21 protein-coding genes are annotated in these 26101 nt (G+C 68.5%); 8 read left to right on the top strand and 13 right to left on the bottom strand.

The features are described from left to right. Positions 1–58 precede the first annotated feature (58 nt). Both CAL15_RS17120 and CAL15_RS17125 read left to right on the top strand, forming a co-directional pair. A complete protein-coding gene (locus CAL15_RS17120; protein WP_003813886.1) occupies positions 59–607 on the top strand; it encodes a peroxiredoxin in 549 nt (182 codons plus the stop codon). A gap of 59 nt (positions 608–666) precedes the next feature. Then, positions 667–1185, top strand: a complete 519-nt coding sequence (locus CAL15_RS17125) for a carboxymuconolactone decarboxylase family protein (protein WP_086079698.1) — start codon at positions 667–669, stop codon at positions 1183–1185. Positions 1186–1293: 108 nt separating this feature from the next. On the opposite strand, the gene CAL15_RS17130 is transcribed toward CAL15_RS17125, so the two are convergent. Beyond that, positions 1294–2268, bottom strand: coding sequence for a LacI family DNA-binding transcriptional regulator (locus CAL15_RS17130; RefSeq protein WP_232468246.1), 975 nt, complete (start codon positions 2266–2268; stop codon positions 1294–1296). A 269-nt stretch (positions 2269–2537) separates the two neighbouring features. Here CAL15_RS17130 and CAL15_RS17135 point away from each other — a divergent pair, with 269 nt between their 5' ends. Next, on the top strand, positions 2538–3509 hold the full coding sequence (locus CAL15_RS17135) for a Bug family tripartite tricarboxylate transporter substrate binding protein (protein ID WP_086079700.1): 972 nt from the start codon (positions 2538–2540) through the stop codon (positions 3507–3509). Between the two features lie 63 nt (positions 3510–3572). Next, on the top strand, positions 3573–4922 hold the full coding sequence (gene gudD / locus CAL15_RS17140; RefSeq protein ID WP_086079701.1) for a glucarate dehydratase: 1350 nt from the start codon (positions 3573–3575) through the stop codon (positions 4920–4922). Between the two features lie 50 nt (positions 4923–4972). Here gudD and CAL15_RS24455 read toward each other — a convergent pair whose 3' ends face one another. Together CAL15_RS24455 and CAL15_RS17145 are read right to left on the bottom strand one after the other, a co-directional pair. After that, the gene (locus tag CAL15_RS24455; protein ID WP_157666680.1) at positions 4973–5122 is read right to left on the bottom strand and encodes a hypothetical protein; all 150 of its coding nucleotides are present in this window, start codon (positions 5120–5122) and stop codon (positions 4973–4975) included. Then, on the bottom strand, positions 5119–6378 hold the full coding sequence (locus tag CAL15_RS17145; protein WP_086079702.1) for an MFS transporter: 1260 nt from the start codon (positions 6376–6378) through the stop codon (positions 5119–5121). The genes CAL15_RS24455 and CAL15_RS17145 overlap by 4 nt, the downstream gene beginning before the upstream one ends. 292 nt (positions 6379–6670) lie before the next feature. On the opposite strand from CAL15_RS17145, the gene murI reads away from it, so the two are divergent. Beyond that, on the top strand, positions 6671–7486 hold the full coding sequence (murI, locus tag CAL15_RS17150) for a glutamate racemase (RefSeq protein ID WP_086079703.1): 816 nt from the start codon (positions 6671–6673) through the stop codon (positions 7484–7486). Between the two features lie 12 nt (positions 7487–7498). Here the strand turns inward: murI and ispF are convergent, their stop codons facing one another. Further along, positions 7499–7993 (bottom strand): 2-C-methyl-D-erythritol 2,4-cyclodiphosphate synthase, encoded by a 495-nt coding sequence (gene ispF / locus CAL15_RS17155; protein WP_086079704.1) that lies wholly within the window; start codon positions 7991–7993, stop codon positions 7499–7501. 76 nt (positions 7994–8069) lie between these two features. Then, positions 8070–8753 (bottom strand): 2-C-methyl-D-erythritol 4-phosphate cytidylyltransferase, encoded by a 684-nt coding sequence (gene ispD / locus CAL15_RS17160; protein ID WP_086079705.1) that lies wholly within the window; start codon positions 8751–8753, stop codon positions 8070–8072. Positions 8754–8782: 29 nt separating this feature from the next. On the opposite strand from ispD, the gene mfd reads away from it, so the two are divergent. From mfd to CAL15_RS17175, 3 genes are all read left to right on the top strand, one after another. After that, a complete protein-coding gene (mfd, locus tag CAL15_RS17165; RefSeq protein WP_086079706.1) occupies positions 8783–12250 on the top strand; it encodes a transcription-repair coupling factor in 3468 nt (1155 codons plus the stop codon). 686 nt (positions 12251–12936) lie between these two features. Beyond that, positions 12937–13797 (top strand): phosphoserine phosphatase SerB, encoded by an 861-nt coding sequence (gene serB / locus CAL15_RS17170; RefSeq protein WP_086079707.1) that lies wholly within the window; start codon positions 12937–12939, stop codon positions 13795–13797. A gap of 33 nt (positions 13798–13830) precedes the next feature. Further along, entirely contained in the window at positions 13831–14739 is a 909-nt protein-coding gene (locus CAL15_RS17175; protein WP_086079708.1) for a LysR family transcriptional regulator, read from the top strand. A gap of 23 nt (positions 14740–14762) precedes the next feature. On the opposite strand, the gene CAL15_RS17180 is transcribed toward CAL15_RS17175, so the two are convergent. From CAL15_RS17180 to nuoL, 8 genes are all read right to left on the bottom strand, one after another. Beyond that, on the bottom strand, positions 14763–15863 hold the full coding sequence (locus tag CAL15_RS17180) for a threonine synthase (RefSeq protein ID WP_086081157.1): 1101 nt from the start codon (positions 15861–15863) through the stop codon (positions 14763–14765). Beyond that, a complete protein-coding gene (locus tag CAL15_RS17185) occupies positions 15863–16855 on the bottom strand; it encodes a succinylglutamate desuccinylase/aspartoacylase domain-containing protein (protein WP_086079709.1) in 993 nt (330 codons plus the stop codon). Before CAL15_RS17185 ends, CAL15_RS17180 begins: the two co-directional genes overlap by 1 nt. A 48-nt stretch (positions 16856–16903) precedes the next feature. Continuing rightward, complete coding sequence (locus tag CAL15_RS17190) at positions 16904–17860, bottom strand: Bug family tripartite tricarboxylate transporter substrate binding protein (RefSeq protein ID WP_086079710.1); 957 nt, start codon at positions 17858–17860, stop codon at positions 16904–16906. A 170-nt stretch (positions 17861–18030) separates the two neighbouring features. Next, on the bottom strand, positions 18031–20580 hold the full coding sequence (locus tag CAL15_RS17195) for a penicillin acylase family protein (RefSeq protein ID WP_086079711.1): 2550 nt from the start codon (positions 20578–20580) through the stop codon (positions 18031–18033). 138 nt (positions 20581–20718) lie between these two features. After that, positions 20719–21042, bottom strand: coding sequence for a DUF2818 family protein (locus tag CAL15_RS17200; protein WP_086079712.1), 324 nt, complete (start codon positions 21040–21042; stop codon positions 20719–20721). A 10-nt stretch (positions 21043–21052) separates the two neighbouring features. Beyond that, positions 21053–22537 (bottom strand): NADH-quinone oxidoreductase subunit NuoN, encoded by a 1485-nt coding sequence (gene nuoN, locus CAL15_RS17205; protein WP_086079713.1) that lies wholly within the window; start codon positions 22535–22537, stop codon positions 21053–21055. Positions 22538–22547: 10 nt separating this feature from the next. After that, positions 22548–24050, bottom strand: coding sequence for an NADH-quinone oxidoreductase subunit M (locus CAL15_RS17210; RefSeq protein ID WP_086079714.1), 1503 nt, complete (start codon positions 24048–24050; stop codon positions 22548–22550). Next, positions 24047–26101 carry an NADH-quinone oxidoreductase subunit L gene (nuoL, locus tag CAL15_RS17215; RefSeq protein ID WP_086079715.1) on the bottom strand — a complete coding sequence of 685 codons (2055 nt, stop codon included), beginning with the start codon at positions 26099–26101 and terminating at the stop codon, positions 24047–24049. The genes CAL15_RS17210 and nuoL overlap by 4 nt, the downstream gene beginning before the upstream one ends.

Consider the following 26101-nt stretch of genomic DNA (forward strand, 5'->3'; position numbering starts at 1 on the left):
TAGGTGTCTCGACCCTGCTTGCGGGGTCTGCTTCACCCAACACCCAAACGGAGTACACATGAAAACTGTTGGCGACAAACTCGAGCCCTTCAAGGTCACCGGCGTCAAGCCCGGCTTCAACCAGCACGAAGAAAACGGCGTTTCGGCTTTCGAGGACATCACCGAAAGCTCGTTCCCCGGCAAGTGGAAGGTGATCTACTTCTACCCGAAGGACTTCACCTTCGTGTGCCCCACCGAAATCGTCGGCTTCAACAAGCTGGCCAAAGACTTCGAAGATCGCGACGCCGTCCTGCTGGGCGGTTCCACGGACAACGAATTCGTCAAGCTGGCATGGCGCCGTGAGCACCCCGACCTCAACAAGCTGGGCCACTACCAGTTCGGCGACACCACCGGTGCGCTGATTGACCAGCTGGGTGTGCGTGAAAAGGGTGCGGGCGTCGCGCTGCGCGCCACCTTCATCGTCGATCCCGACAACACCATCCAGCACGTTTCGGTGAACAACCTGAACGTCGGCCGCAACCCCGAAGAAGTCCTGCGCCTGCTGGACGGCCTGCAAACCGACGAACTGTGCCCGTGCAACCGTTCGGTCGGCGGCGCCACGCTGTAAGCATTACCCTCGGCCCGGCTCGTCCGGGCTTTCCTTGCTCCAGAATATAGGTAAAAACTATGGAATTCCTTTCTACCATTAAGGATCAACTGCCGGATTGGGCCAAGGACATCCGCCTGAATCTGGACTCGGTGATCGCCCGGTCCACGCTGGCGCAGGAAGACGCGCTGGGCGCTGCCCTGGCCGCCGCCTACGCGGCGCGCAGCCCGGTACTGATCGAGGCCATCAAGGGTGCGATGTCCGAAACCGACGCCAACGCCGCGCTGACGGCCGCGTCGCTGATGGGCATGAACAACGTCTGGTACCCCTACGTCGAAATGTCGGGCGACGCCCAGCTGAAGACGCTGCCGGCCCAGTTGCGCATGAATGCCTACGCCACCCACGGCGGCGTGGACAAGAAGCGCTTCGAACTGTTCGCGCTCGTGGCTTCCATCATCGGCAAGTGCCACTTCTGCGTGCAGTCGCACTTCGAGAACCTGCGCAAGGACGGCCTGAGCTCGGAGCAGCTGCGCGACGCCGGCCGCATCGCCGCGGTGATCAACGCCGCCGCGCTGGCGCTGGCAGCGCAAGGCAAGTAAGCGCAGGCAGCACGCGCCGCGCCGCAACGCCGGCGCCACGATCCCCCCGGCATTCTGTTGCCGGCGGGGATTTTTTATTTGCGCGGACGCGTGACCGGGCTTCGCGGGTCACGCGCTTTCGCGCGGGACAATCTGGAAGCCGATCTGCACCACCGGCGCGGCGGGCCACTGGCCGGCGGCGCGTGCGGCGATCATCTCGGCTGCCTGCAGGCCGATCGCGGCGCCGTCCACGCGTATCGAACTGATCGAGGGCGACATGGACGAGGCGATGTCCGCGTCGCCGAAGCCCAGCACGGCCAGGTCGTCGGGCACCTTCAAGCCTTGAACGGCCGCTTCCGTCAGCACGCCGGCCGCCATCATGTCTGAAGAACAGAACACCGCGTCTATCCGCCGGTCCTCGCTCAGCAATTGGCGCAGGCCCTCTCGGCCCTGCGCGTGCGTGGTGGGAGCGGGCATGTAGCGCGACACCGGCTCGGGCAAGCCAAGCCGCGTCGCGGTCCGCACGAAACTGTCGGCGCGCAGCCTGGCGCGCTCGTCGTCGCCCGCCAGCACCGCCTGCCGGGTCTTGCCCGCCTGGTGCAGATATCGGCTGGCGGCATCGCCGATGGCCTCGTGCGACACGCTCAGCAGCATGTCGACGGGCGTGGACGTGGCGTCCCACGTCTCGACGACCGGAATGCCCGATGCCTTCAGCAGGCGATGCCCCTGCTCGGAATGCATCACGCCGGTCAGCACGATGCCGTCGGGACGGCGCCCGATGATCGCGCGCAGCAGCGCGTCCTCGCGCAAGGTGTCGTAGCCGCTCTGGCCCACCATCAGCTGATAGCCCTTGGCTTCGAGCGATCGGGTCAGCGCGGTCAACATGCCGCTGAACAGCGAGCCGGTGATGGTGGGCACCAGCACGGCCACCAGATTGCTGCGCGACAGGCGCAGGCCGCCCGCCATCAGGTTGGGCACGTAACCCAGCGCCTGCACCGCGGCGTTGACCTTTTCGAGCGTGGCGGGCGAAACCTGCTTCGGCGTGTTGATGGCCCGCGAGACCGTGATCATGGAAACCCCCGCCGCGCGCGCCACGTCGCGCACGGTCACGCTGGTCCGGTCGCCGGAGCGTTTGCTGGAACCCGGAGGTTTTTCAGTAGGCGGGACTTGCATCTTGGAAGGCGGCGGCGGGGGCCTGAGTGGCTTTCCGGCAGGCTAACCGATGAGACTCTATTATGGCCCGCCGCCACTTGCGGGTTTTCCCGGGGTAGGCGTCGGCCGCGCGCATTAGCTAAGCTTGCCCATCCAAATGTTAACGTTACCGTCCACGATGGTAACGTTAACAACCAACTAGCAGTCCTAAGGAGACAACGATGAAACGCAATCTGCGCAAATGGGCGGTGGGCGTCGCCCTCATGGCCGTGGCGGGCGCCGCCCAGGCCTGGCCCGACAAACCCGTCACCATGGTCGTGCCCTTCCCGCCCGGCGGCGCCACGGACTCGGTCGCGCGCGCCGTGGCGAACAAGCTGGGCGAGCAGCTCAAGCAGTCCTTCGTGGTCGAGAACAAGGCGGGCGCCACGGGCACCATCGGCGCGGCCCAGGTGGCGCGCGCCGCGCCGGACGGCTACACGCTGATGGTGACCTCGCTGGCCCCGCTGGTGGTCGCGCAGCATCTGATGAAAAGCATTCCCTACGACCCCTCACAGGACTTCACGTACCTCACCGTGGCCGTACAGACGCCCAACGTGCTGGTCGTCAGCCCCGCGCTGGCCCCCAAGGTGAACAACGTGCAGGACGTGCTGGCGCTGTTGAAGTCGAAGTCCGACGGCATCAGCTTCGCGACCTCGGGCGCGGGCTCGTCCGACCACCTGACCGCCGAACTGTTCTGGCAGAAGACCGGCACCAAGGGCCTGCACGTGCCGTACAAGGGCGGCGCGCCCGCCATCTCCGACCTGCTGGGCAGCCAGGTCGACATGTCGTTCCAGAACGTGAACGCCGTGCTGCCGCACATCAAGGCCGGCAAGCTCAAGGCCATCGCCGTCACCGGCGACAAGCGCTCGCCGGTGCTCCCCGACGTGCCCACGTTCGCCGAGGCGGGTGTGCCCGACCTGAAGGTATACGCCTGGCAGGCCGTGGTGGCGCCCAAGGGTCTGCCGGCCGACATCCGCGACAAGCTGTCGGCCGCGCTGGTCACGGCCATCAAGGATCCCGCCGTCAGCAAGCCCTTCACCGACGTCGGCCTGGAGGTCGTGGCCAACACGCCCGAAGCCTTCACGCGCTTCCAGCAGCAGGAAAGCGCCCGCTGGAAGACCGTGATCGAGGCGGGCAACATCTCCGTCCAGTAATGGCGGCATCACCGTAAGGCAATCTTCCGGCCGCAAGGCCGGAGTTCAACTCAAGTAGCGATCATGTCATCAGCCTCGCAGTCCAAGCATCACACCCCGATCGTCACGCAGATGCGCGTGGTTCCCGTGGCGGGCCAGGATTCCATGCTGCTGAATCTCAGCGGCGCCCACGCCCCTTATTTCACGCGCAATCTGATCATTCTGACGGACAGCGCCGGCAATACCGGCGCGGGCGAAGTGCCCGGCGGCGAGAAGATACGCGCCACCCTGGAAGACGCCCGCGACCTCATCGTGGGCAGTTCCATCGGCAACTACAACCACACGCTCAATCGCATGCGCCAGGTCTTCGCGGACCGCGACAGCGCGGGCCGCGGCCAGCAGACCTTCGACCTGCGCGTCGCCATCCATGCCGTGACCGCGGCGGAGTCCGCGCTGCTCGACCTGCTGGGCCAACATCTGGGCGTGCCCGTGGCGGCCCTGCTGGGCGAAGGCGTGCAGCGCACCTCGGTGCAGATGCTGGGCTACCTGTTCTACGTGGGCGACCGCAACCAGACCACACTGCCCTATCACAGCGACCCGGGCGCCGCTGACGACTGGCTGCGCCTGCGCCACGAAAAGGCGCTCACGCCGGAAGCCATCGTCAGGCTGGCCGAGGCGGCCTATCGGCGCTATGGCTTCGAAGACTTCAAGCTCAAGGGCGGCGCGCTGCGCGGCGAAGAGGAAGTCGAGGCGATCCGCGCGCTGCACGAACGCTTTCCCCAGGCCCGCATCACGCTGGATCCCAACGGGGGTTGGCTGCTGAAGGACGCCGTGCGGCTGTGCCGCGACCTGCACGGAGTGATGGCATACGCCGAAGATCCCTGCGGCGCCGAGGGCGTGTACTCGGGCCGCGAAGTGATGGCCGAGTTCCGCCGCGCCACCGGCCTGCCCACGGCCACCAACATGGTGGCCACCGACTGGCGCGAGATGGCGCACGCGCTGTCGCTGCAATCGGTGGACATTCCGCTGGCCGATCCGCACTTCTGGACGATGCAGGGCTCGGTGCGCGTCGCGCAGACCTGCCAGGCCTTCGGACTGACGTGGGGCTCGCACTCGAACAATCACTTCGACGTGTCGCTGGCCATGTTCACCCACGTGGGCGCCGCCGCGCCGGGCCGCGTCACCGCCATCGACACGCACTGGATCTGGCAGGACGGGCAGTACCTCACGCGCAATCCGCTGCAGATCCGCAATGGCTACGTGGAGCTGCCCCAGACGGGCGGCCTGGGCATCGAACTGGACATGGACGCCGTCGAGCGCGCCCACGCGCTGTATCGGCAGCACGGCCTGGGCGCGCGCGACGACGCCATGGCCATGCAGTTCCTGATCCCGGGCTGGAAGTTCGACAACAAACGGCCGTGCATGGTGCGCTGAAGAAAAGGCGCCGCCGTCACGGCCGGAGAGCATGGCTCTGGCCGCCGGGCCTACCGGCACAGGAACATTCCGTCGGCTAGCGCCAGCGCGATCGAGGGATCCAGCCAGGCCAGGAACACCCCGGCCAGCAGCGCGGTGGCGGCAAGCGCGGCGCCGATGTGCCACGCCAGCGCCATCATGCCGGGCCGCGCCGGGGTCATGACGGCTGCCCCGCCATGACCGGCCGCGCGACCGGCCGGTCGTCGATCGGCCAGTGCACCCACGCGGCCATCAGGCCGATGGCGATGGCGCCCATCCAGACGAGGTCGTACGACTGATAGGCGTCGTACACCACGGCGCCCAGCCATACGCCCATGAAGCCGCCTATCTGGTGGCCCAGGAACACCATGCCGAACAGCGTGCCGATGTAGCGCACGCCGAAGATGCGCGACAGCACGCCGCTGGTCAACGGAACGGTGCCCAGCCACAGGAAGCCCATCACGGCGGAGAACGCATAGGCGCTGAAAGGCGTGACCGGCAGCGTCACGAAAACGGCGATCGCCAGCGCGCGCGTCGCGTACAGCGCGCACAGCACTTGCCGTGGCGGCCATCGGCCGCCCAGCCGCGCGCACACATAGTTGCCGAAGATGTTGGCCAGCGCGATGACCGCGAGCGTGGCGCTGGCCTGTCCCGCGCTGAGCCCGTGTTCGGCCAGGTAGGCCGGCATGTGCGTCGCGATGAACGCAAGCTGGAAGCCGCACGCGGTGAAGCCCAGGTTCAGCAGCCAGAAGCCGCGATGACGCAGGGCCTGGCGGATGGCGGCGGACATGGGTATATCGGCGAGCGGGGCCGGCATGGCTTGCGCTGCCTTAGGTTGTTGCGCGGCCTGCATCGGCGCGACCCTGTCGCGCAGGAAGACGGCCAGCGGCACCAGCACCAGCATGACGATGCCCAGCGCCGTTGCCGCTCCCTGCCAATCCATGCCCGCGATCAGGCTCTGTGCCAAGGGCACCATGCAGAACTGCCCCAGGCCGCCCAGCGCCCCCGTCACCGCCAGCGCCCAGGCACGCTGGTCGGCGGGAAATATGCGGCTGAGCGCCCCATAGACGGTGCCGAATGCCGTGCCGGACAATGCCACGCCGACCAGCACGCCGTTGGTCAGCGCGAAGGCGCCCGTGCTCGCGGAATTCGCCATCAGCACCAGGCCGGCCGCATAGGCCAGCATGCCCACGACCAGCACTTTCGCGGACCCGTAGCGGTCGGCCACCATGCCGGTGAAGGGCTGGGCCAGGCCCCACACCAGATTCTGCATGGCCAGCGCGAAGCCGAAAGCCTCGCGCGACCAGCCCTGTGTGCTGACCACGGGTTGCAGGAACAGGCCCTGGACGTGACGCACGCCCAGCGCGGCGCCCATGATGGCGCCGGCGGCGATGACGATCAGCCAACGGTGGCGTAGCAGGTCGGTGGACGACGGCATGGCGATACTCTCCGTGGTTCGGACGAGGACGGCGGCCCGGCGTCGGCCTGTGCCCGGTAAGGCCAGGCAGGCCGGGCCGCGTGACGCAGCGCGAGACGGCGCAAGGCAGTCAGCAGGACATAGCGTCGCGCAGTCTGCACGCCCGGGCAAGAACAATCAAAAAATTGTCCTAGATACACCGCCGCGGCAGAACCGGATCGGGCAAGGTTGGCATGGCCGGCCGGCATGCGGCGGGCCGCCGCCGTAGAATGGCGCTTTTCCCCGTCCGCCATTCCTCCATTCCCCCATTCCCATGACCTCAGACGTCCGCCCCATCGGCATCTACGACTCGGGCGTCGGCGGCCTGAGCACGCTGCGCGAGATCCGCGCCGCCCTGCCGCACGAGCCGCTGGTCTACCTCGCCGACGCGGGCTACCTGCCCTACGGCGAGAAATCGCAGGACACGCTGGAACGCCGGGCCCTGGCGGTGGCGGACTACTTCGTGTCGCGCGGGGTCAAGGCCATCGCCGTCGCGTGCAACACCGCCACGGCGGCGGCCATCGGCACGATGCGGCAGCATCACCCGGACCTGATCGTCGTGGGCATCGAACCCGCCATCAAGCCCGCGGCGCAACTCAGCCGGTCCGGCGTCATCGGCGTGTTCGCCACCACCGGCACGCTGGCCAGCCAGCGTTTCGCCGCGCTTGCGCAACGCGCCGCCCCGGGCTCGCGCATCGTGCTGCGCCCCTGCCCGGAGTGGGTGATGCTGGTGGAGAACGGCCAGTTGGATGACGACGCCGCGCGCGCCAGCGTGAACACGGCCGCAGGCGCCCTGCTGGCCGAAGGCGCCGACGTGCTGGTGCTGGGCTGCACGCACTTTCCGTTTCTGCAGCCCTTGCTGCGCGAGCGCGTGGGCCCCGACGTGCACATCGTCGAGCCCGGCCCGGCGCTGGCGCGCCATCTGGCGCACCGGGTCCAGACCGAGGCCGCGACGCTGCTGGCTCCAGATGGATTCGTCGGCGGCTGCGAACTGGTCAGCAGCGGCGATGCCGGCCGCCTGCGGGCGCAGGCGCGCCAACTGCTGCAATGGGACCTGCCGGCAGTGCCGCTGCCGCCGCCCTGGCGCTGAATCGCGGCGGCCTCAGGCCGGGTCCATGCGGGCCAGCAGCACCACCGTGGTGGCGGCGATGCCTTCCTTGCGGCCCAGGTAGCCCAGGTTCTCGTTGGTCTTGGCCTTCACGTTGACCTCTCCTTCGGCAAGGCCCAGGTCGGCCGCGATGTTGCGCACCATGGCCGGCGCATGAGGCCCGATCTTGGGCGCCTGTGCGTGGATCGTGGCGTCCACGTTCACGGGCTGCCACCCCGCCTGCCGCACCTTGTCCACGGCCGCGCGCAGCAGCACGCGGCTGTCGGCGCCGCGATACTGCGGATCGGTATCGGGAAAATGCCGGCCGATGTCGCCCAGCCCGGCGCCACCCAGGACGGCATCGGTGATCGCATGCAGCAGCGCGTCGGCATCGGAATGGCCCAAGAGCCCGTGCGTATGCGGAATGGCGACGCCGCCCAGGATCAGCGGCCGGCCCTCGACCAGGGCATGCACGTCGAAGCCCTGGCCCACGCGGAAGGGAATGCTCATTGGTATCTCTCCTGTCGCTGCGCGACGTTCTGCGACGGGGCGGAGGCGCCGCACCCGGGTCGCGCGGGGAAGCGGCTTACAGCCACTTCTCCATCAGTTCGAAATCGTCGGGCCACGTCACTTTGAAGTTGCGCGCCTCGCCCGTGACCAGGCGCGGCGCATGGCCGGCCGCCTCCATGGCCGAGGCCTCGTCGGTCACCGCCAGCCCGGCCGCCGCCGCGCCGGCCAGCGCCTGACGCAGCGCCCCGGCGCGAAACATCTGCGGGGTCTGCGCCAGCCACAGTCCCTGCCGGTCCACGGTGCGGGCCACGCGGGCATCGCCGGCCTTCACGGTGTCGGCCACGGGCAGCGCCAACAGGCCTCCGACGGGATCGGGCAGGCAGGCATCGATGAGCCGGGCCAGCGCGGACGGCGTCAGGCCGGGACGGGCCGCGTCGTGCACCAGCACCCAGTCGTGTTCGCCGGCGCCGCAGTCGGCCAGCGCCGCGGCCACCGTATCGGCCCGCGTCGGGCCGCCGCACGGGCGCCATACGGTGCGCGGCAGATCGCGCAGCGCCTCTTCGACCCAGCCATCGCCCGCGCTGACGGCCACGCGCACCTGCGCGATGCGCGCGTCGGCCAGCAGCGCCAGCACGGCGCGGCGCAGCATGGCCTGGCCGGCCAGCGGACGATACTGTTTGGGAATGGACTGGCCGCCGGGGTGGCTGGCCCGGGCGCCCACGCCGGCGGCGGGCACGATGGCGATGAGGGTGTCGGACATGTTGGCGAGATTTTATAATCTTCGCCCTGATGTCAGATTCTCTAAGCTCCCCCGCGCGGCTCCCGGCCACCGCCGCCACGCTCGCCGCCCTCAAGCCTGGCTCCCGCTATGCGCAACCGCGCCCGCCAGGGTCCGCCGACGGCTGGCTGCTGGCCGACCTGGCCATGCAGGGCGGCCAGCCCCTGGTCGTCTTCACCGCCGACCCGCTCGAGGCGCAGCGCCTGGCCGAAGAAATCCCCCTGTATGCGCCCAAGCTGCGCGTGCGCCAGCTGCCTGACTGGGAAACCCTGCCCTACGACGCGTTCTCGCCGCACCAGGACCTGATCTCGCAGCGCCTGAACACGCTGCACGCGCTGATGCAGCGCGAGGTCGACGTGCTGACGGTCCCGGTGACCACCGCGCTGTACCGCCTGGCGCCACCGTCCTTCCTGGCGGCCTACACCTTCTCGTTCCGGCAGAAGGACAGGCTGGACGAGGCGGCCCTGCGCGCCCAGCTGACGCTGGCCAACTACACCCATGTCACGCAGGTCACGGCGCCGGGCGAGTTCTGCCTGCGCGGCGGGCTGATCGACCTGTTTCCCATGGGATCGGTGCTGCCGTACCGGCTCGATCTGTTCGACGACGAGATCGAATCCATCCGCAGCTTCGACGTGGACACGCAGCGCAGCCTGTATCCGGTGGGCGACGTGCAACTGCTGCCCGGGCGCGAATTCCCCATGGACGAAGAGGCGCGCAACCGGTTCCGCGCGCGCTTTCGCGAAGTGTTCGAGGGCGATCCGTCGCGGGCCGTGCCGTATCGGGACATGGGCAACGGCATCGCCTTCGCCGGCGTCGAATACTACCTGCCGCTGTTCTTCGACCAGACGGCCACGCTGTTCGACTATCTGTCGCCCGGCACGGTGACGGTGACGCTGGGCGACATCGACGACGCCATCCACCGCTTCGCGCAGGACACCGACAGCCGCTACCAGTTCCTGAAGAGCGACCGTGAACGGCCTGTGCTGCCGCCCGACGCGCTGTTCCTGGACGGCGAAGGGCTGTACGAGCATTTCCGCGCCTTCCCGCGCCTGGTGCTGAGCGGCGAACGCAGCCATCCCGACTTCGCCGCGGCGCCCGACGTCAGCGTGTCGCGCCGCGCCGACGATCCGGTGATGCGGCTGCGCGCCCTGCTGGCGCGGCCCGGCATGCGTGTGCTGCTGTGCGCCGACTCGGCCGGCCGGCGCGAGACCCTGGTCCAGATGCTGGCCGAACACGGTATCGCCCCCGACCTGCAGGCCGAGTCGGTGCAGGCCTACCTCGACTCCGACGCGCATTTCGGCCTGGCCGTGGCGCCGCTGTCGGCGGGCTTCGTCATACCGGAGCCCGGGCAGCCGAACGCCGGCCTGGCCTTCCTGACGGAAAGCGACCTGTATCCCGGCCACGCCACCGCGCGGCGCGGCCGCCGCACGCAGGAGCGCACCAGCAACGTCGAGGCCATGGTGCGGGACCTGGCCGAGCTGCGCGCCGGCGATCCGGTCGTGCATGCGCAGCACGGCATCGGCCGCTACCACGGCCTGGTCAACATGGACATGGGCGAAGGCGAGATGGAGTTCCTGCATCTCGAGTACGCCAACGGCAGCACGCTGTACGTGCCCGTGTCGCAGCTGCACGTGATCGCGCGCTACAGCGGCGCCGATCCCGAGGCCGCGCCGCTGCACCAGCTGGGCTCGGGCCAATGGGACAAGGCGCGGCGCAAGGCGGCCAGGCAGGTGCGCGACACCGCCGCCGAGCTGCTGGCGCTGTATGCGCAGCGCGCCGCCCGCGAGGGGTACTCGTTCAAGCTGCCGCTGAGCGACTACGAGGCCTTCGCCGAGGGCTTCGGTTTCGAGGAAACGCCCGACCAGTCCGCCGCCATCCAGGCCGTCATCCTGGACATGACCTCGGGCCGCCCCATGGACCGCCTGGTGTGCGGCGACGTGGGCTTCGGCAAGACCGAGGTGGCGCTGCGCGCCGCGTTCCTGGCCATCGCCAACGGCAAGCAGGTGGCGCTGCTGTGCCCCACCACGCTCTTGGCCGAGCAGCATGCGCAGACCTTCTCCGACCGCTTCGCCGACTGGCCGGTGCGCGTGGTCGAGCTGTCGCGCTTCCGCTCCTCCAAAGAGGTCGCCGCGGCAGTCGAAGGCATCAACGAAGGCAAGGTCGACATTGTCATCGGCACGCACAAGATCCTGTCCAAGGACGTGCGCTTCAAGCGGCTGGGCCTGGTCATCATCGACGAGGAACACCGCTTCGGCGTGCGCCAGAAAGAAGCGCTGAAGGCGCTGCGCGCCGAGGTCGACGTGCTCACGCTCACCGCCACCCCCATCCCGCGCACGCTGGGCATGTCGCTGGAAGGCATCCGCGATTTTTCGGTCATCGCCACCGCGCCGCAGAAGCGCCTGGCCATCAAGACCTTCGTGCGGCGCGAGGACGGCAGCACCGTGCGCGAAGCCCTGCTGCGCGAACTCAAGCGCGGCGGCCAGGCCTACTTCCTGCACAACGAGGTCGAGACCATCCACAACCGCCGCGCCCGCCTCGAAGAACTGGTGCCCGAGGCGCGCATCGGCGTGGCGCACGGCCAGATGCCCGAGCGCGAGCTGGAACAGGTGATGAAGGGCTTCTACCAGCAGCGCTACAACGTGCTGCTGTGCACGACCATCATCGAGACCGGCATCGACGTGCCGTCCGCCAACACCATCGTCATCCATCGCGCCGACCGCTTCGGCCTGGCGCAGCTGCACCAGCTGCGCGGCCGCGTGGGCCGCTCGCATCACCAGGCCTATGCCTACCTGCTGACCCCGGGCGAGGATGCCATTACCGCCAACGCCAAGAAGCGGCTCGAGGCCATCCAGGCCATGGAGGAACTGGGCTCGGGCTTCTACCTGGCCATGCACGACCTGGAGATCCGCGGCACGGGCGAGATCCTGGGCGACTCGCAATCGGGCAACATCCAGGAGGTCGGCTTCTCGATGTACAACGAGATGCTTAACGAGGCGGTGCGCGCGCTGAAGGCCGGCGAAGAGCCGGATCTCGACGCACCCTTCAACCTGGCCTGCGAGGTCAACCTGCACAGCCCCGCGCTGCTGCCCGCAGACTATTGCCCCGACGTGCACGGCCGCCTGGCCATCTACAAGCGTCTGTCGCATGCCCAGGACGAGGACGACCTGATCCGCATCCAGGAAGAGCTGATCGACCGCTTCGGCAAGCTGCCCGAAGCGGCCCAGACGCTGCTGGCCACCCACCGCCTGCGCCTGGCCGCGCAACCCCTGGGCATCGTGAAGATCGACGCCAGCGAGACGCAAGCCCTGATGCAGTTCGGGCCGAAGACGACGGTGGAACCGGTGCGCATGGTCGAATTGGTGCAGAAGCAGCGGCACATCCGGTTCTCGGGGCAGGACCGGCTGCGGGCCGAAATCAAGGCGCCGCAGATCCAGGCTCGGGTGGATGCGGTGCGGGGCGTTCTCCGCGCATTGCGGTAATCGAGCGTGCGGTCGTGCTCTTCCTTGGCGTAGCGTGGCATGACTGTCTGTCTGGTAATCTTGCTTCGCTGTGAGGCTGTGTGGCTATGGCGGCTGGTTTGGGTTCTTTTGCCGCCTCTGCATGGCGTGCGGGGCCGAGCCGGCCAAGTCGGTCGGCTCGGGCGCGCCATCAGGCGCCCTCGGCCCCCTGCGGGGGCTTCCCTCCCTCCAATTGGCCGTCACGTCCCCGCACGCCATGCAGAGGCTGAAATGTACGCAAGCCATCGGACACCATTGCCGTGATGAGCGCACGTCGGCGCATTCAGGCAGTGGAATGGGGCCGTCAGCGAGAGGCGAAGCGGCTTTGCCCACGTCGACATGCCGATGAAAGCAGTGAAAACGGACGTTGGCATACACCTGGACGTCCGCATGCAGATGAAAAAAGGGCCTCCGCATGCCGTTGGTTTGAGTCCTTGTCCGGTCTCGGCGGCCGTGCCGGCCAATTGGAGGGAGGGAAGCCGCGTAGCGGCCGAGGGCGCCTGATGGCGCGCCCGAGCCGACCGACTTGGCCGGCACGGCCGCCGAGACCGGACAAGGACGCTTCAAGAACGACATCGACACCCAGACTTCACGACAGCATCCGTATCACCAAAGCACCCGCAACAAGAACGCCAAGTTCACGACGACACGACACACAAGATAGACCCATGACCCAGATCCACCTCGTCATCCAATCCCCCGCCCTGGCCGCCGAACACGCCGAGCAACTGGCCGCACTGTCGCAAGCGCAGGGGGTGGCCCGGTTGAGCACTACTGCGGCGCGGTTGATGGATGTGCAGGCCGATGCGCAGACCCGCGACGAAGTGCGCGACTGGAGCGAAGCGCATGGCGTGGATGCCGCGTTCGTGCCGGCCGGGCGGCGCCTGTCCGATTGCCGCGTGCTGGCCATGGACATGGATTCGACGCTCATCAATATCGAGTGCATCGACGAGATCGCGGCATGGGCGGGACGCGGCGAGCAGGTGGCGCAGATCACGGAGGCCGCAATGCGCGGCGAGATCAAGGACTTCGCCGAAAGCCTGCGCCGCCGCGTGGCGCTGCTGCAGGGCGTGCCGGCGAAGGCGCTGGAACGCGTGTATGAGGACAAGCTGCGCCTTAACCCCGGCGCCGAGCGGCTGCTGGCCTCGGCGCGCGATGCGGGCATCAAGACGCTGCTGGTGTCGGGCGGCTTCACGTTCTTCACGGGCCGGCTGCGCGAGCGGCTGCAACTGGACAGCGCCCACGCCAACACGCTCGAGATCGGCGAGGACGGCCGGCTTACCGGGCAGGTGCTGGGCGACATCCTGGATGCGGATGCCAAGGCCAGGCACCTGGCCGCCTTCGCGCAGCAGCATGGCGCGCAGCCCGAACAGATCATCGCGTTGGGCGATGGCGCCAATGACCTGAAGATGCTCGCCCTGGCGGGCTATGCCGTCGCCTACCATGCCAAGCCCATCGTGCGCCGCCAGGCGCCCTACGCGCTGAATGTCTCGGGCCTGGACGGCGTGCTGAACTGGTTCGAAGGCTGACGCGCCTCCCGGGCGCGAGCGGCGGACAGGCACATGGATTTCACGCTCAAGCAGGTCGAGACCTTCCGTACGGTCTACGAGACCACCAGCGTCTCCGATGCCGCCCGGCGCCTGGGCGTGTCGCCCGCGTCGGTCAGCGCCACGCTCGGCACGCTCGAAGCGGCGCTGGACCTGCGGCTGTTCGACCGCACGCGCCAGCGACTGGTGCGTACGCCCGAGGCCGACCTGCTGTACGAGGAAGTGCGCCGCCTGAACGTGGGGCTGTCCGCCCTGAGCCGGAAGGTGGCCGAGATCAAGGGCACGGCGCAGCCCCGGCTGCGATTGGGCAGCATTCATGCATACAGCGGCGCGTTGATCCGCGACGCGTTGCCGCGCTTTCGCCAGCGCTATGGCCAGACGCCGCTGTATCTGCAGTTGCGCGACTCGAACATCCTGCGCGACATGGTGGTGGCGGGCGAGCTCGACATGGCGCTGGTGGCCGACGAGTCCGAACTCGACGGGCTGCTGGGATATTGCCTGGCCAGGCTGAAGGCGGTGGTGGTGTTTCCGCGCGGCCATCCGTTCGGCCGGCGCGCGACGCTATGCGCGCAGGACCTCGGCGACGCGGACCTGATCGTGCTGAATGCGCATGACGCATCCCGCCGCCGCCTGGATGCGTGGCTGGCGGATGCGGGCGTCTCGGTGCACTGCGCCATCGAGACGCCCTATTCCAACACCATCTGCCAGCTCGTGGCGGCCGGCCATGGCGTGGGCATCGCCAATCCGGCCTCGCTCACGCCGCAGGACGCGCAGCAGCTGGACTATCGCGTGCTGGACGGACCCGCGCATTTCGAATGCCACATGATCCTCAACGCCAACCGGCCGCTTTCGGCGGCGGGCAAGCATTGCGCGAGCTGCCTGCGCGAGGCGATCGCGCCGCTGGTGGCGCGCTTCGGCGCCTAGGATCCGGCTCCTCGCGACCTGGCCTAGATGCCGCGCCGGCCGTCCGAGGTCAGCAACAGCACCACGCGGCTCTCGCCGTCCACCACGCCGCGCGACGACAACTGGCGCAACGCCGCCAGCGCGGCCGACGACGACAGCTCGGTCTGGAGGCCCATGGCCGCCAGTTGCCGATGCGCCGCGCGCGCGTCGGCATCGGACACGTCCAGGGCCTGGCCGCCGGTGTCCCGCACCGCATGCACCGCCTGCAAGGTCGAGGTGACGCCGCCGATGGAGTACTGCGACGTCGAGCCGTCGCGGTGCGCGCGCACGTCGCCGCCCTCCAGCACCTGGGACAGCCGGGCGTAGGGTTCGACGGCATGCAGACGCGGCAGGCGATCGATCCGCCCGCTGGCAAGCAGGTACTGCCATCCCAGCAGCATGCCCCACATCAGGTCGCCTCTGGCGGTGGGCACCACGATGTCGGTGGGCAGGCCGCACGCGTCCAGCAGTTCTTGCGCCAGGGGCTTGTACCCCTCGACACCGTAGGCATGTGTGCCCACGGGCGGGTCCAGATAGTTGGTGCCCGCGAATGCCCCGGTCTCGCGGCACAGCCTGGCCACGTGATGCCAGCGCGCCAGGCTGTCGTCGAAGGGCGTCAGGCGGGCGCCGAAGCGCAGCATCGCGTCGCGCTGCGGATCGGGGCAGGACGGCGCCACCGCGATCTCGATGGGCAGTCCGGCCGCGGCGCAGTAGGCGGCCAGCGCCACACCGCCGTTGCCGCTGGACGCCGCCGCCATGCCGGGCGCGCCGGCCAGCACCGCGCGCGATACCAGCTGCGCCGCCATCCGGTCCTTGTGCGTGCCCGTGGGATTGCCGCTCTCGCATTTCAGCCAGACCTGGGCCAGGCCATGCTCACGCGCCAGCGACTGCGCCGGCAGGCAGGGCGTGGCGCCTTCGCCCAGGCTGAGGGCGTCGAGCACCGGCATGGGCATGCCGCCATCATCATGATGCGCATACTCGCAGCGCAGGGAACTGGGATGCCCCTGCGCCAGGCAGACCGGACAGCCCTCGGGATAATCGCCCGGCGGCAGGCGATGGCCGCAACGCAGGCAGCTCAGCCCGGCCAGATGGGGATTCATGCGCATCATTGGAACCGCTCCGCCAACGAGGCAAACGAGGCGGCCGGGGCGACCTGCGCCAGGCAATCGCCGGGTTGGCTGTCGGCCAATGCGCGCAGGCACACCACCACGCCGGCCTGCGGGGCGGCGATCTCGCGCGCACCGTGCTCGGGTTGCGTGGGCCGGATCAATGCGCCCAGTGTGTCGCCCGCCTGCACGGCGCCGCCCAGCGACACCTGCGGCACGAATACCCCTCGGTCCTGCGTGCGCAGGGTGGCGCAGGGCTGCGAGAGATCGTATACGGCGGGCTCCAGGGCGGCGCCGCGGCCCCGTGGAGGAGGATCGACCATACCGAGTACGGCCAGGCAGCCGAGCATGCCGTCGCGGCAGGCCTGCACCAGCGCATGCGTGGTCTCGCCGCCTCCGCCGATTTCCGCGCTCAGCCTGGCCACGCCATGGCGGTGCGCCGCGGCGGGCATGGAGCCGGTTTCGCCGCTATGGAAATAAAAGCAATGCGGCAGACCGAACGCGGCGGCCAGCTCGCCCAACAGCGGGTTCCACGGCGCATCCTGGTAGCGCGTGACCACGCTGCCGGGCAGGTAGCGCAGCGACGCGCCGCCGCTGTGCACGTCCACCAGCACCTGCACCTTGGACAGCACCCGGGCCTCGAGCGCGGCGGCGACGGCTTCGGTGTAGCCCCGCACGGGATGTCCCAGGAAAGCGCGATTGAGATTGCCGCCGTCGGACGGGGAAAGCCGTGTGGCGGCCATGGAGGCTTCGGCATTGGCCGCGGGCAGCAGGTACACCTTGCCTCGCTGCAACATGCCCGGCAGCCGATGCCACAGGTCCAGCACCGCGGCCTGTCCTTCCCACTCGTCGCCATGCACGCCCGCCATCAGCGCCACGGATGGTCCCGCCCCGGCGTCCACGCACAGTACCGGGACGTTGACCTGCCGATAGGCCGAGGCGTTGGTGGGGGCCGCGCAGGAAAAATCCTCGCGGCTGACTTTGGCTGGCATGCGAACCTCGCTTCGTAAGCTAGATGAATGTGCGGGAATGCGCTGGCGTCATTCCATCGTGGCGGTCTTGATCACCTGCTCCCACTTCGGCAGCTCGACCCGGATCTGCTCCGCGACCTGCGCGGGCGTGCCGCCCAGCGCCGCCTGCGAGCGGGTGCGCAGCTCGGCCGCCACCTTCTCGCTGCGCAGGGCGTCGTTCAAGGCCGCATTGAGTCTGGCGATGACAGCAGGCGGCGTGCCCGCGGGCGCCATCAGCGCGCTCCATGCGCCCTGCTCGTATCCCGGGTAGCCCAGTTCCGCCACCGTGGGAATGTCGGGCGCCGCCTCGGCGCGCGTGCGCGTGGTGACGGCCAATGCGCGCATCTTGCCCGCCCGGATGTTGGCCAGCAGCGGCGGCAGATTCTCCATCATGGCATCCACGTGGCCGCCCAACACGTCGGTCACCTGGGCGGCCGTGGTGCTGTAGGGAATGTGCCGGATCTGCGCGCCGGTCTGCGCGGTGAACAGGCGCACGCCGACTTCGCTAGTGGTGCCCGGGTCGGCCGAAGCCATGGTGATGGTCTGCGGCGCCTTCTTGCTGGCGTCGATGAATTCGGCCAGGCTCTTGTACGGCGACTGGCTGCCCACCACGATCACGTTCGGCGTCTCGGCGATCAGCCCCACCGGAGCAAGGTCCTTGTCTATGTCGTACAGCTGGCTCTTGAACAGGAAGCGGTGCAGCACCAGGGTGCCCACGTGGGCATAGCCCAGCGTATAGCCATCCGGCTTGGCGCGCACCAGGGCTTGCGTGCCGATGCGGCCGCCCGCGCCCACGCGGTTCTCCACCACCACCGGCTGGCCCAGTGTGCGGCTCATCTCCTGCCCCACCAGCCGCGCGGTGATGTCGGCATTGCCGCCGGCGGCGGCGGGCACCAGGATGGTGATGGCGCGTTGCGGATAGTCGTCGGCGTGCGCCGTACCGAGGGCCAGCAGGCAAGCGGCCAGCCCCAAGGCGATGGTCTTCATGGTGATTCCCCTGTCGTATGTGCGTCGCGGCCCGCGCGTGTCTCGCGCAGGTGAGGCATTGTGGCAAGCGGGCGCCGCGCTGCCGTTCAGGCGAATCGAATGCTTGTTAGGTTCAGCTTAACAACAGGCGCGCCGCTTCCGCCGCGCAGCACACTGGCCGCGTCCCGGCGCTATCCGCCGCTTTCCGACGGCCTCAATTCCAGGCGATGCACGGGCCGCGAAGGCAGGAAGGGCGCGGGCGTGCCGTTGACCCAGTCTTCATGGCCCGCCAGGAAGAACGGCGACAGCGGGTGGCCCGAGGCGCCGCCCGGCATGTGCAGGCGTCCTTCATCCTCTCGCCCGGGCGACACGACGAAACGCTCCGACGCGCCGAAGGACGCATGCTGGATCAGCGGCATGTTGGTGTCGCCGGACATCGGCTGGCCGGGCGCCGACAGCCAGCCGCGCAGCGGCTCGGGCGCCAGGCGGGCGAAGGCATGGCCCATCGCCAGACGGTTGCGCTCGCCCCATCGGGCGTCCTCCAGCCGGGCGCCGTCGCTGCTGTTGCGCGCGATGGCGGCATCGATGCGATCCAGCATGAACGCGCGCCAATCCGCGTGTCGCTTGGGCACCCATGCCTGATGGCTCGCCAGGACCTCCATCACCGCGTCCACCCGCGAGGACGCGCGGCCCAGCGACAAGGGAGGCGTCATGCCCGGCGCGCTGTCGGCCAGCCGCTGGTCCAGATTGCCGAACCACGCCTCGTACAGCGCCTCGTGGAAATCGCGCACCAGGGTATAGCCGACCGAGGCGGCATCGGCGCGGCCGTTCCATTCGGCGACGATGCGGCGGTACGTAGCCCGCGCCGGATGATCGCGCAGCGCGGCCTCGTCCAGCGTGTCCAGCGCAAGCTTGCGCCAGGGCGCCAGCCACAGCGCCCGATCATCGAGCTGGATGGCCATCAGGTCGGCCTCGTTCGCGGCATCGCGCGCCAGCAGCGCGTCGCGGATCTGTGTGGCGCGCGCGCCCATGTCCGCGCCGCCGTCGCCGATCAGGCGCTGCTGTTCCGGATCGCCCAACTGCGTGCTGTTGCCGCTCCAGAGGCGCCCGCCGGCGGGATCGAGGATACGGGGATAGGCCTCGGGCGCCAGCCGCCCGGCCGGCACGTCGGCCTGGTTCGCGGCCACGGGAAACGCGCCCGCGTCGAGCGTGGCGCGAGGCAGCGGCCCGGCCAGCGTCCACCCGATGCGGCCGCCGCGGTCGGCCACCAGAATGTTCTGGGTCGGCACCCCCGCGGTCTGCGCCACGCGCAGCGCCTGCTCCACGTCGCGCGCGTCTTCCATGGCCATCAGGCCCAGGTCTGTGGCGCCGGGCTGGTAGGCCACCCAGCGGACGGCGTACGTGCGACCCGCCACTTCCAGTATCGGCCCCCAGCGCGTTTCGTACACGGTCTGCGTGACGCTTCCCTGCCCTTTCACCTCGATCGTCTCGACGTATTCGCGCGCCGTTTCCCATTCGCTGGCCGGGCCCTGATAGCGCCTGGGCTCGGCCGGGTTGCGCTCGAGACTGACCAGATCCAGGAAGTGCCCATAGGCGTTGGTGAAGCCCCACGCCACGTCGCCGTTGCTGCCTGCCACCACGACCGGCGCGCCGGGAAGGCTGACGCCGGACACGCGGCGCTGCCGGCCGGAGCCGTCGGGGTCGGGAAACTGCAGCGTCAGCCGATACCAGATGTTGGGCAGGGTAAGGCCCAGGTGCATGTCGTTGGCGACCTGTGCCCGTCCGCCGGCGCCGTGCGAGCCCGCCACGGCGAACGCGCTGCTGCCCACCGCGGCGCGCGGATCGGGCTGTGGCCATCCCGTGTAGCTGTGCAGGTCCAGCCCTGCCGAAGCGAGCAGCCGCGTTGCCAATGCGGCAGCAGGCTGCCCCGAGGCATGCGGCGGGGCGGCGTGCGGCAGGCCGGCCGCATCGGCCGGACCATCGTCCAACCAGTCCGGCCGAGTGGCGGGCACATCGGGCCTGGCCGCGGCCGGCGCCACGCCGTCCATCGGCGCATCCCAGCGGCTGGACCGCGGCGCAAGATAGGCCAACAGGTCGGGCGGCACCTGTTCGCGCAGCGCACCGCGCGACAGCACGCGCCCCAGTTGCCCGGCCTGCAGGTTGAGGTACATGGCATCGATGACCAGCAGCGTGTCCTGCGGCCGCCACTGGACGGGCGCCGTTCCAAGCACCAGATATTCGAACGGCCGCGCCCGCGACGCGCCCAGGGCGTCGTTGACGCCATCGGCGTAGCGCTGCAGCAGGCGGCGCTGGTCCTCGGACATCTCGGCGTAGATGGCGTCGGTACGCGCGCGGAAACGATGCACGCGGTTGCGCCGGTCCAGCGGCAGCGCGCTGGCGCCCACCAGCGCGGCCAGTTCGCCGGCGGCCACACGGCGCATCAGGTCCATCTGGAAGTAGCGGTCCTGTCCGTGCGCGAAGCCGGTGGCATAGGCCAGATCGATGCGGTTGCCGGCCGTGACGATGGCGCTGCCGGCCTCGTCGCGATCCACCGTGGCGGCGGCCGCCAGCCCGGGCGCCGCGCGAGCGCCATCCAGTTGCGGCAGGCTGGCTCTCATCAGCAGCACGCCGGCGGCCGCTATCAGCACGGCCAGCGCCACTGTCGCCGCCAGCAGCCACACACCGAAGCGCACGAGATAGCGCCCCTGAGAACGCCTGGACGGGATGGGCGTACCGATCATGGCTGTGAGACTCCGCGGCCGTCGACGAGTTGCGGCTACGTTACCACGCGTGCATGGCGGCATCGCGGCAGGCATCCGGCCGGCGCCATGAGGCGTCCAGGGCATACGTGCCCGCGCATGGGCGCGGACCCGCTCGCGCTAGGTCGCGCGAGGCCGGCGGAAGAGATACCTGTAGACGAAGCCCGGATACCCCAGGACGAGGTACAGGCACAGGGTGATGGCGTAGAACTCCCAGGTCTGGCCGAACCGGTTGCCCAGCGCGCTTTCGAACGCGAATCCCAGGCAGCCGACCAGCAGATAGGACACCAGCACCTCGGCAAGCCGCAGCCAGAACGGCTTGGCGACCGGCACGCCGCCCTGTTTCCAGGGCAGCACGGCAAAGACACGCTCGGTAAGGAAAGGCAGGTTCGCGCTGACCAGGGCCAGCGCGATGAGCAGCCAGACGGCGACGGTCTGGTTCACGCTCCCAGCCTCAAGGCAGCAGCGACGTCTGGATGGCCTGCACGCACAGGGCCAGCAAGCCGCCGGGCACGATACCCAACACCAGGATCAGCAGGCCGTTGAGCGACATGACACCGCGATGCCCGGCCGACGCCGACGACGCAGCCACTTCGGCGACCGGCTCGTCGAAGTACACCACCTTCACCACACGCAGGTAGTAGAAGGCGCCGATCAGCGAGAACAGGACCGCGACGACCGCAAGGCCGATGTGGCCCGCGTCGATCACGGCCTGCAGCACCACCAGCTTGGCGGCGAAGCCCACCATCGGCGGCAGGCCCGCCAGCGAGAACATCAGCACCAGGATGATGGCGGCGCGCCACGGGCTGCGGCGGTTCAGGCCCTTCAGGTCGTCGATCTGCTCGCACTCGAAACCCTGCCGCGACAGCAGCAGGATGATGCCGAAGCTGGCCAGCGTGGTCAGCACGTAGGTCAGCATGTAGAACAGCGAAGCGCCGTACGCGGTGGCCGCGGCCTCGGGCTTGCCCTCGACCACGCCAGACAGCAGGCCCAGCAGGATGAAGCCGGTGTGCGAGATGGTGGAATAGGCCAGCATGCGCTTGAAGTTGCTTTGCACGATGGCCGTCAGGTTGCCTACCGCCAGCGACAGCACGGCCAGGATCATCAGCATCGGCTGCCAGTCGGCCGCCAGGCCGTGCAGGCCATCCACCAGCAGGCGCAGCGTGATGGCGAAGGCGGCCAGCTTGGGCGCGGCGCCCAGGATCAGCGTGACCGCGGTGGGCGAGCCGTGATAGACGTCGGGCACCCACATGTGGAACGGCGCGGCGCCCAGCTTGAACGCCAGGCCGGCAACCAGGAACACCACGCCGAACACCAGCGCCATCTGCTGCGCCTGGCCCGCCTGGATGGTGGCCGCGACTTCGGTCAGGTCGAGGTGGCCGGTGGCGCCGTACACCATGGACATGCCGTACAGCAGAAAGCCCGAGGCCAGCGCGCCCAGCACGAAGTACTTCATGGCGGCCTCGGTGGCCACCGCGTCGTCACGGCGCAGCGCGATCAGCGCATACAGGGCCAGCGACATCAGTTCCAGGCCCAGGTAGATGGACAGCAGGTTGCCCGAAGACACCATCACCATCTGGCCCAGCAGCGCGAACAGCGTCAGCACGTACAGCTCGCCGCCGCGCATCATGTCGCGGGCCTGCGCATAGACGCGGCCGTAGATCAGCGTGGCCGCGACCGACAGGTACGACGCGATCTTCAGCAGGTGGGACAGCGAATCGGTGACGTACAGGCCGTGGAAGGTCTTGCCCTGCACGCCGTCGCTCCACTGGATCGCCGACACCACGGTCAGCACGCCCAGCGTCAGCAGCGTCAGGACGAAGGTGGTCTTGCGCTCGGGATGGCTGCTCATCACGTCGGCGATGAGGATGGCCAGCCCCATGACCAGCAACAGGATCTCGGGCAGCGCCAGGGCGAAATCGATGTGGGATTGCATCATTATCCAGGTCTTACAGTTTCGAGACGGCCACGTGTTGCAGCAGGGCCTCGACCGACACGTGCATCACGTCGGTGAAGGGCTTGGGATAGATACCCATGTACAACACGGCGATCGCCATGATTCCCAGAAGCAGGAACTCGCGGCCATTGATGTCGGTGAGTTCTCGCACGTGGTCGTTGGCGACGTCGCCGAACGCCACCCGCTTGACCATCCAGAGCGAGTAGGACGCGCCCAGGATCAGCGCCGTGGCGGCCAGCAGGCCCACCCAGAAGTTGTGCTCGACCGCGCCCATGATGACCATGAACTCGCCGACGAACCCGCTGGTGGCGGGCAGGCCGCTGTTGGCCATCGAGAACAGCACGAAGAACGTGACGAAGCGCGGCATCACGTTGATGACGCCGCCGTAGTCGGCGATGCGGCGCGAGTGCATGCGGTCATACAGCACGCCGATGCACAGGAACATCGCGCCCGACACGAAACCGTGCGACACCATCTGCACGATGGCGCCTTCGACGCCGGCCGTGTTGAAGATGAAGAAGCCCAGGGTGACGAAGCCCATGTGCGCCACGGACGAGTACGCCACCAGCTTCTTCATGTCGTCCTGGACGATGGCGACCAGCCCGATGTAGATGACCGCGATGAGCGACAGCGCGATGATCAGTCCGGCCAGTTCGTGCGAGGCATCGGGAGTGATGGGCAGCGAGAAGCGCAGGAAGCCGTAGGCGCCCAGCTTCAGCATGATGGCCGCCAGCACCACCGAGCCGCCGGTGGGTGCCTCGACGTGGGCGTCGGGCAGCCACGTGTGCACCGGCCACATCGGCACCTTGACGGCGAAGGCGGCCAACAGCGCCAGGAAGATCAGGATCTGCGGCGTGTAGCCCAGCTTGGTCTGGTGCCACGTGAGGATGTCGAACGAACCGCCCGAGACGTTCCACAGGTAGATGAAGGCCACCAGCGTCAGCAGCGAGCCCATCAGGGTGTACAGGAAGAACTTGAACGCCGCGTACACGCGGTTCGGGCCGCCCCACACGCCCACGATGATGTACATCGGGATCAGCGTGGCTTCGAAGAACACGTAGAACAGCAGGCCGTCCAGCGCGGCGAACACGCCGATCATCAGGCCCGACAGGATCAGGAACGCGGCCATGTACTGCGCCACGCGGCTGGTGATGACCTCCCAGCCCGCCACCACCACGATGATGGTGATGAAGGCGGTGAGCAGCACGAACCACAGCGAGATGCCGTCCACGCCGAGGTGGTAGTTGGCGTTGAACGCCGAGATCCAAGAGGCCTTCTCGACGAACTGCATCGCCGCGGTGGTGTTGTCGAAGCCGGTGTACAGCGGGATGGTGACGAGGAAGCCGACTATCGCGCCCAGCAGCGAGAGCTTGCGCGCCAGTCCCGGGTTCTCGTCGCGACCCAGCGCCAGCACCAGCAGACCGAATACGATCGGAACGAAGATCGCAAGCGTGAGCCAGGGAAAGTTGTTGGATGCCATCTCGCTTGCCATCATTGGGGAATCAGCACAAAGAAAGTCACCAGCGCCATGATGCCGACGATCATCGCGAACGCGTAGTGGTAGATGAAGCCGGACTGCAGGTGGCGGCTGATGGCGGCCACCCAGCCGACCACGCGGGCCGAACCGTTGACCAGCACGCCGTCGATCAGCCCGCGGTCGCCGGTCTGCCACAGGCCGCGGCCCAGGCAGCGCGCGCCGCGCGCGATGATCTGCTCGTTGACCCAGTCGACGTAGTACTTGTTCTCGAGCACGCGGATCACGCCGGACAGGCTGGAGTAGATCGCGGCCGGCACCTTGGGATTGATCAGGTAGCAGTACCAGGCCACGACGGCGCCGGCGACCACCAGCCAGAACGGCGCGGTGACGAAGGCGTGCAGGCCGTAGGCCACCCAGTCGTGCCAGTGCTCGCCCAGGTCGGCCATGGCCGGGTGCTGCGGCAGCACGGTGATGGCGCCGTCGAAGAACGAGCCGAACAGCATCGGATCGACCACCCAGGCGCCGATGACGACCGACGGAATGGCCAGCAGCAGCAGCGGCAGCGTGACCACCCAGGGCGACTCGTGCGGCTTGCCGCCGTGGTGGCCGTGGCCGTGGTCATCGTGGTGGGCATCATGGCCGTGCGCGTCATGCCCGTGGGCATCGTGGCCATGGTCGTGTCCGTGGTCCGGGAACCGCTCTTTGCCATGGAACACCAGGAAGTACACGCGGAACGAGTACAGCGAGGTGACGAACACGCCGATCAGCGTGGCGTAGTAGGCGAAGCTGGCGCCCCACACCTCGGCGGCTCCGGCCGCCTCGATGATGTGTTCCTTCGAGTAGAAACCCGAGAAGAACGGCGTGCCCACCAGCGCCAGCGTGCCCAGCAGGAAGGTGATCCAGGTGATGGGCATGTACTTGCGCAGGCCGCCCATGTTGCGGATGTCCTGGTCGTGGTGCATGCCGATGATGACCGAGCCCGCGCCCAGGAACAGCAGCGCCTTGAAGAACGCGTGCGTCATCAGGTGGAAGATCGCCACCGAGTAGGCCGATGCGCCCAGCGCCACGGTCATGTACCCCAGCTGCGACAGCGTGGAATACGCCACCACGCGCTTGATGTCGTTCTGGATGATGCCCAGGATGCCCAGGAACAGCGCGCCGATCGCGCCGATCACGATGATGAAGGACAGCGCGGTGTCGGACAGCTCGAACAGCGGCGAGAAGCGCGCCACCATGAAGATGCCCGCGGTCACCATGGTGGCCGCGTGGATCAGCGCCGAGATCGGCGTGGGGCCTTCCATCGAGTCGGGCAGCCAGGCGTGCAGCGGCACCTGGGCCGACTTGCCCATGGCGCCGATGAACAGGCAGATGCAGGCTACGGTGATGAGGTTCCAGTCGGTGCCCGGGAAGGCTTCGGTGCCCAGGCGCGCGGCCTGGCCGAACACGTCGCCGTAGTGCATGGAGCCGACAGACGCGAACAGCAGGCCAATGCCCAGCACGAAGCCGAAGTCGCCCACGCGGTTGATCAGGAACGCCTTCATGTTGGCGAAGATCGCGGTGGGACGCGTGTACCAGAAGCCGATCAGCAGGTACGACACCAGCCCGACCGCCTCCCAGCCGAAGAACAGCTGGACCATGTTGTTGGACATGACCAGCATCAGCATCGAGAACGTGAACAGCGAGATGTACGCGAAGAAGCGCTGGTAGCCGGGATCGTCGGCCATGTAGCCGATGGTGTAGATGTGCACCATCAGCGACACGGAGGTGACCACGACCATCATCATGGCCGACAGCGGATCGATCAGGAAGCCGATGGAGAGCTCGGTGTTGCCGATCAGGGTCCAGGTGTAGACGTTGCCGTCGAAGCGAACGCCGTTCAGCACGTCGCCCAGCACGACCACCGAGCCGATGGCCGAGACGAGGACGCCCAGGATGGTGATGATGTGCGAGCCGCGGCGACCGATGGGGCGGCCAAGAAAGCCTGTGCCGAACAGGCCCGCCAGTATGGCGCCGGCCAGCGGGGCCAGCGCGATCAGCAGGTACAGATTGGGGGAGCTAGTGTTAGACAT

It is taken from the genome of Bordetella genomosp. 13 (assembly GCF_002119665.1).
Classification (GTDB): domain Bacteria; phylum Pseudomonadota; class Gammaproteobacteria; order Burkholderiales; family Burkholderiaceae_B; genus Bordetella.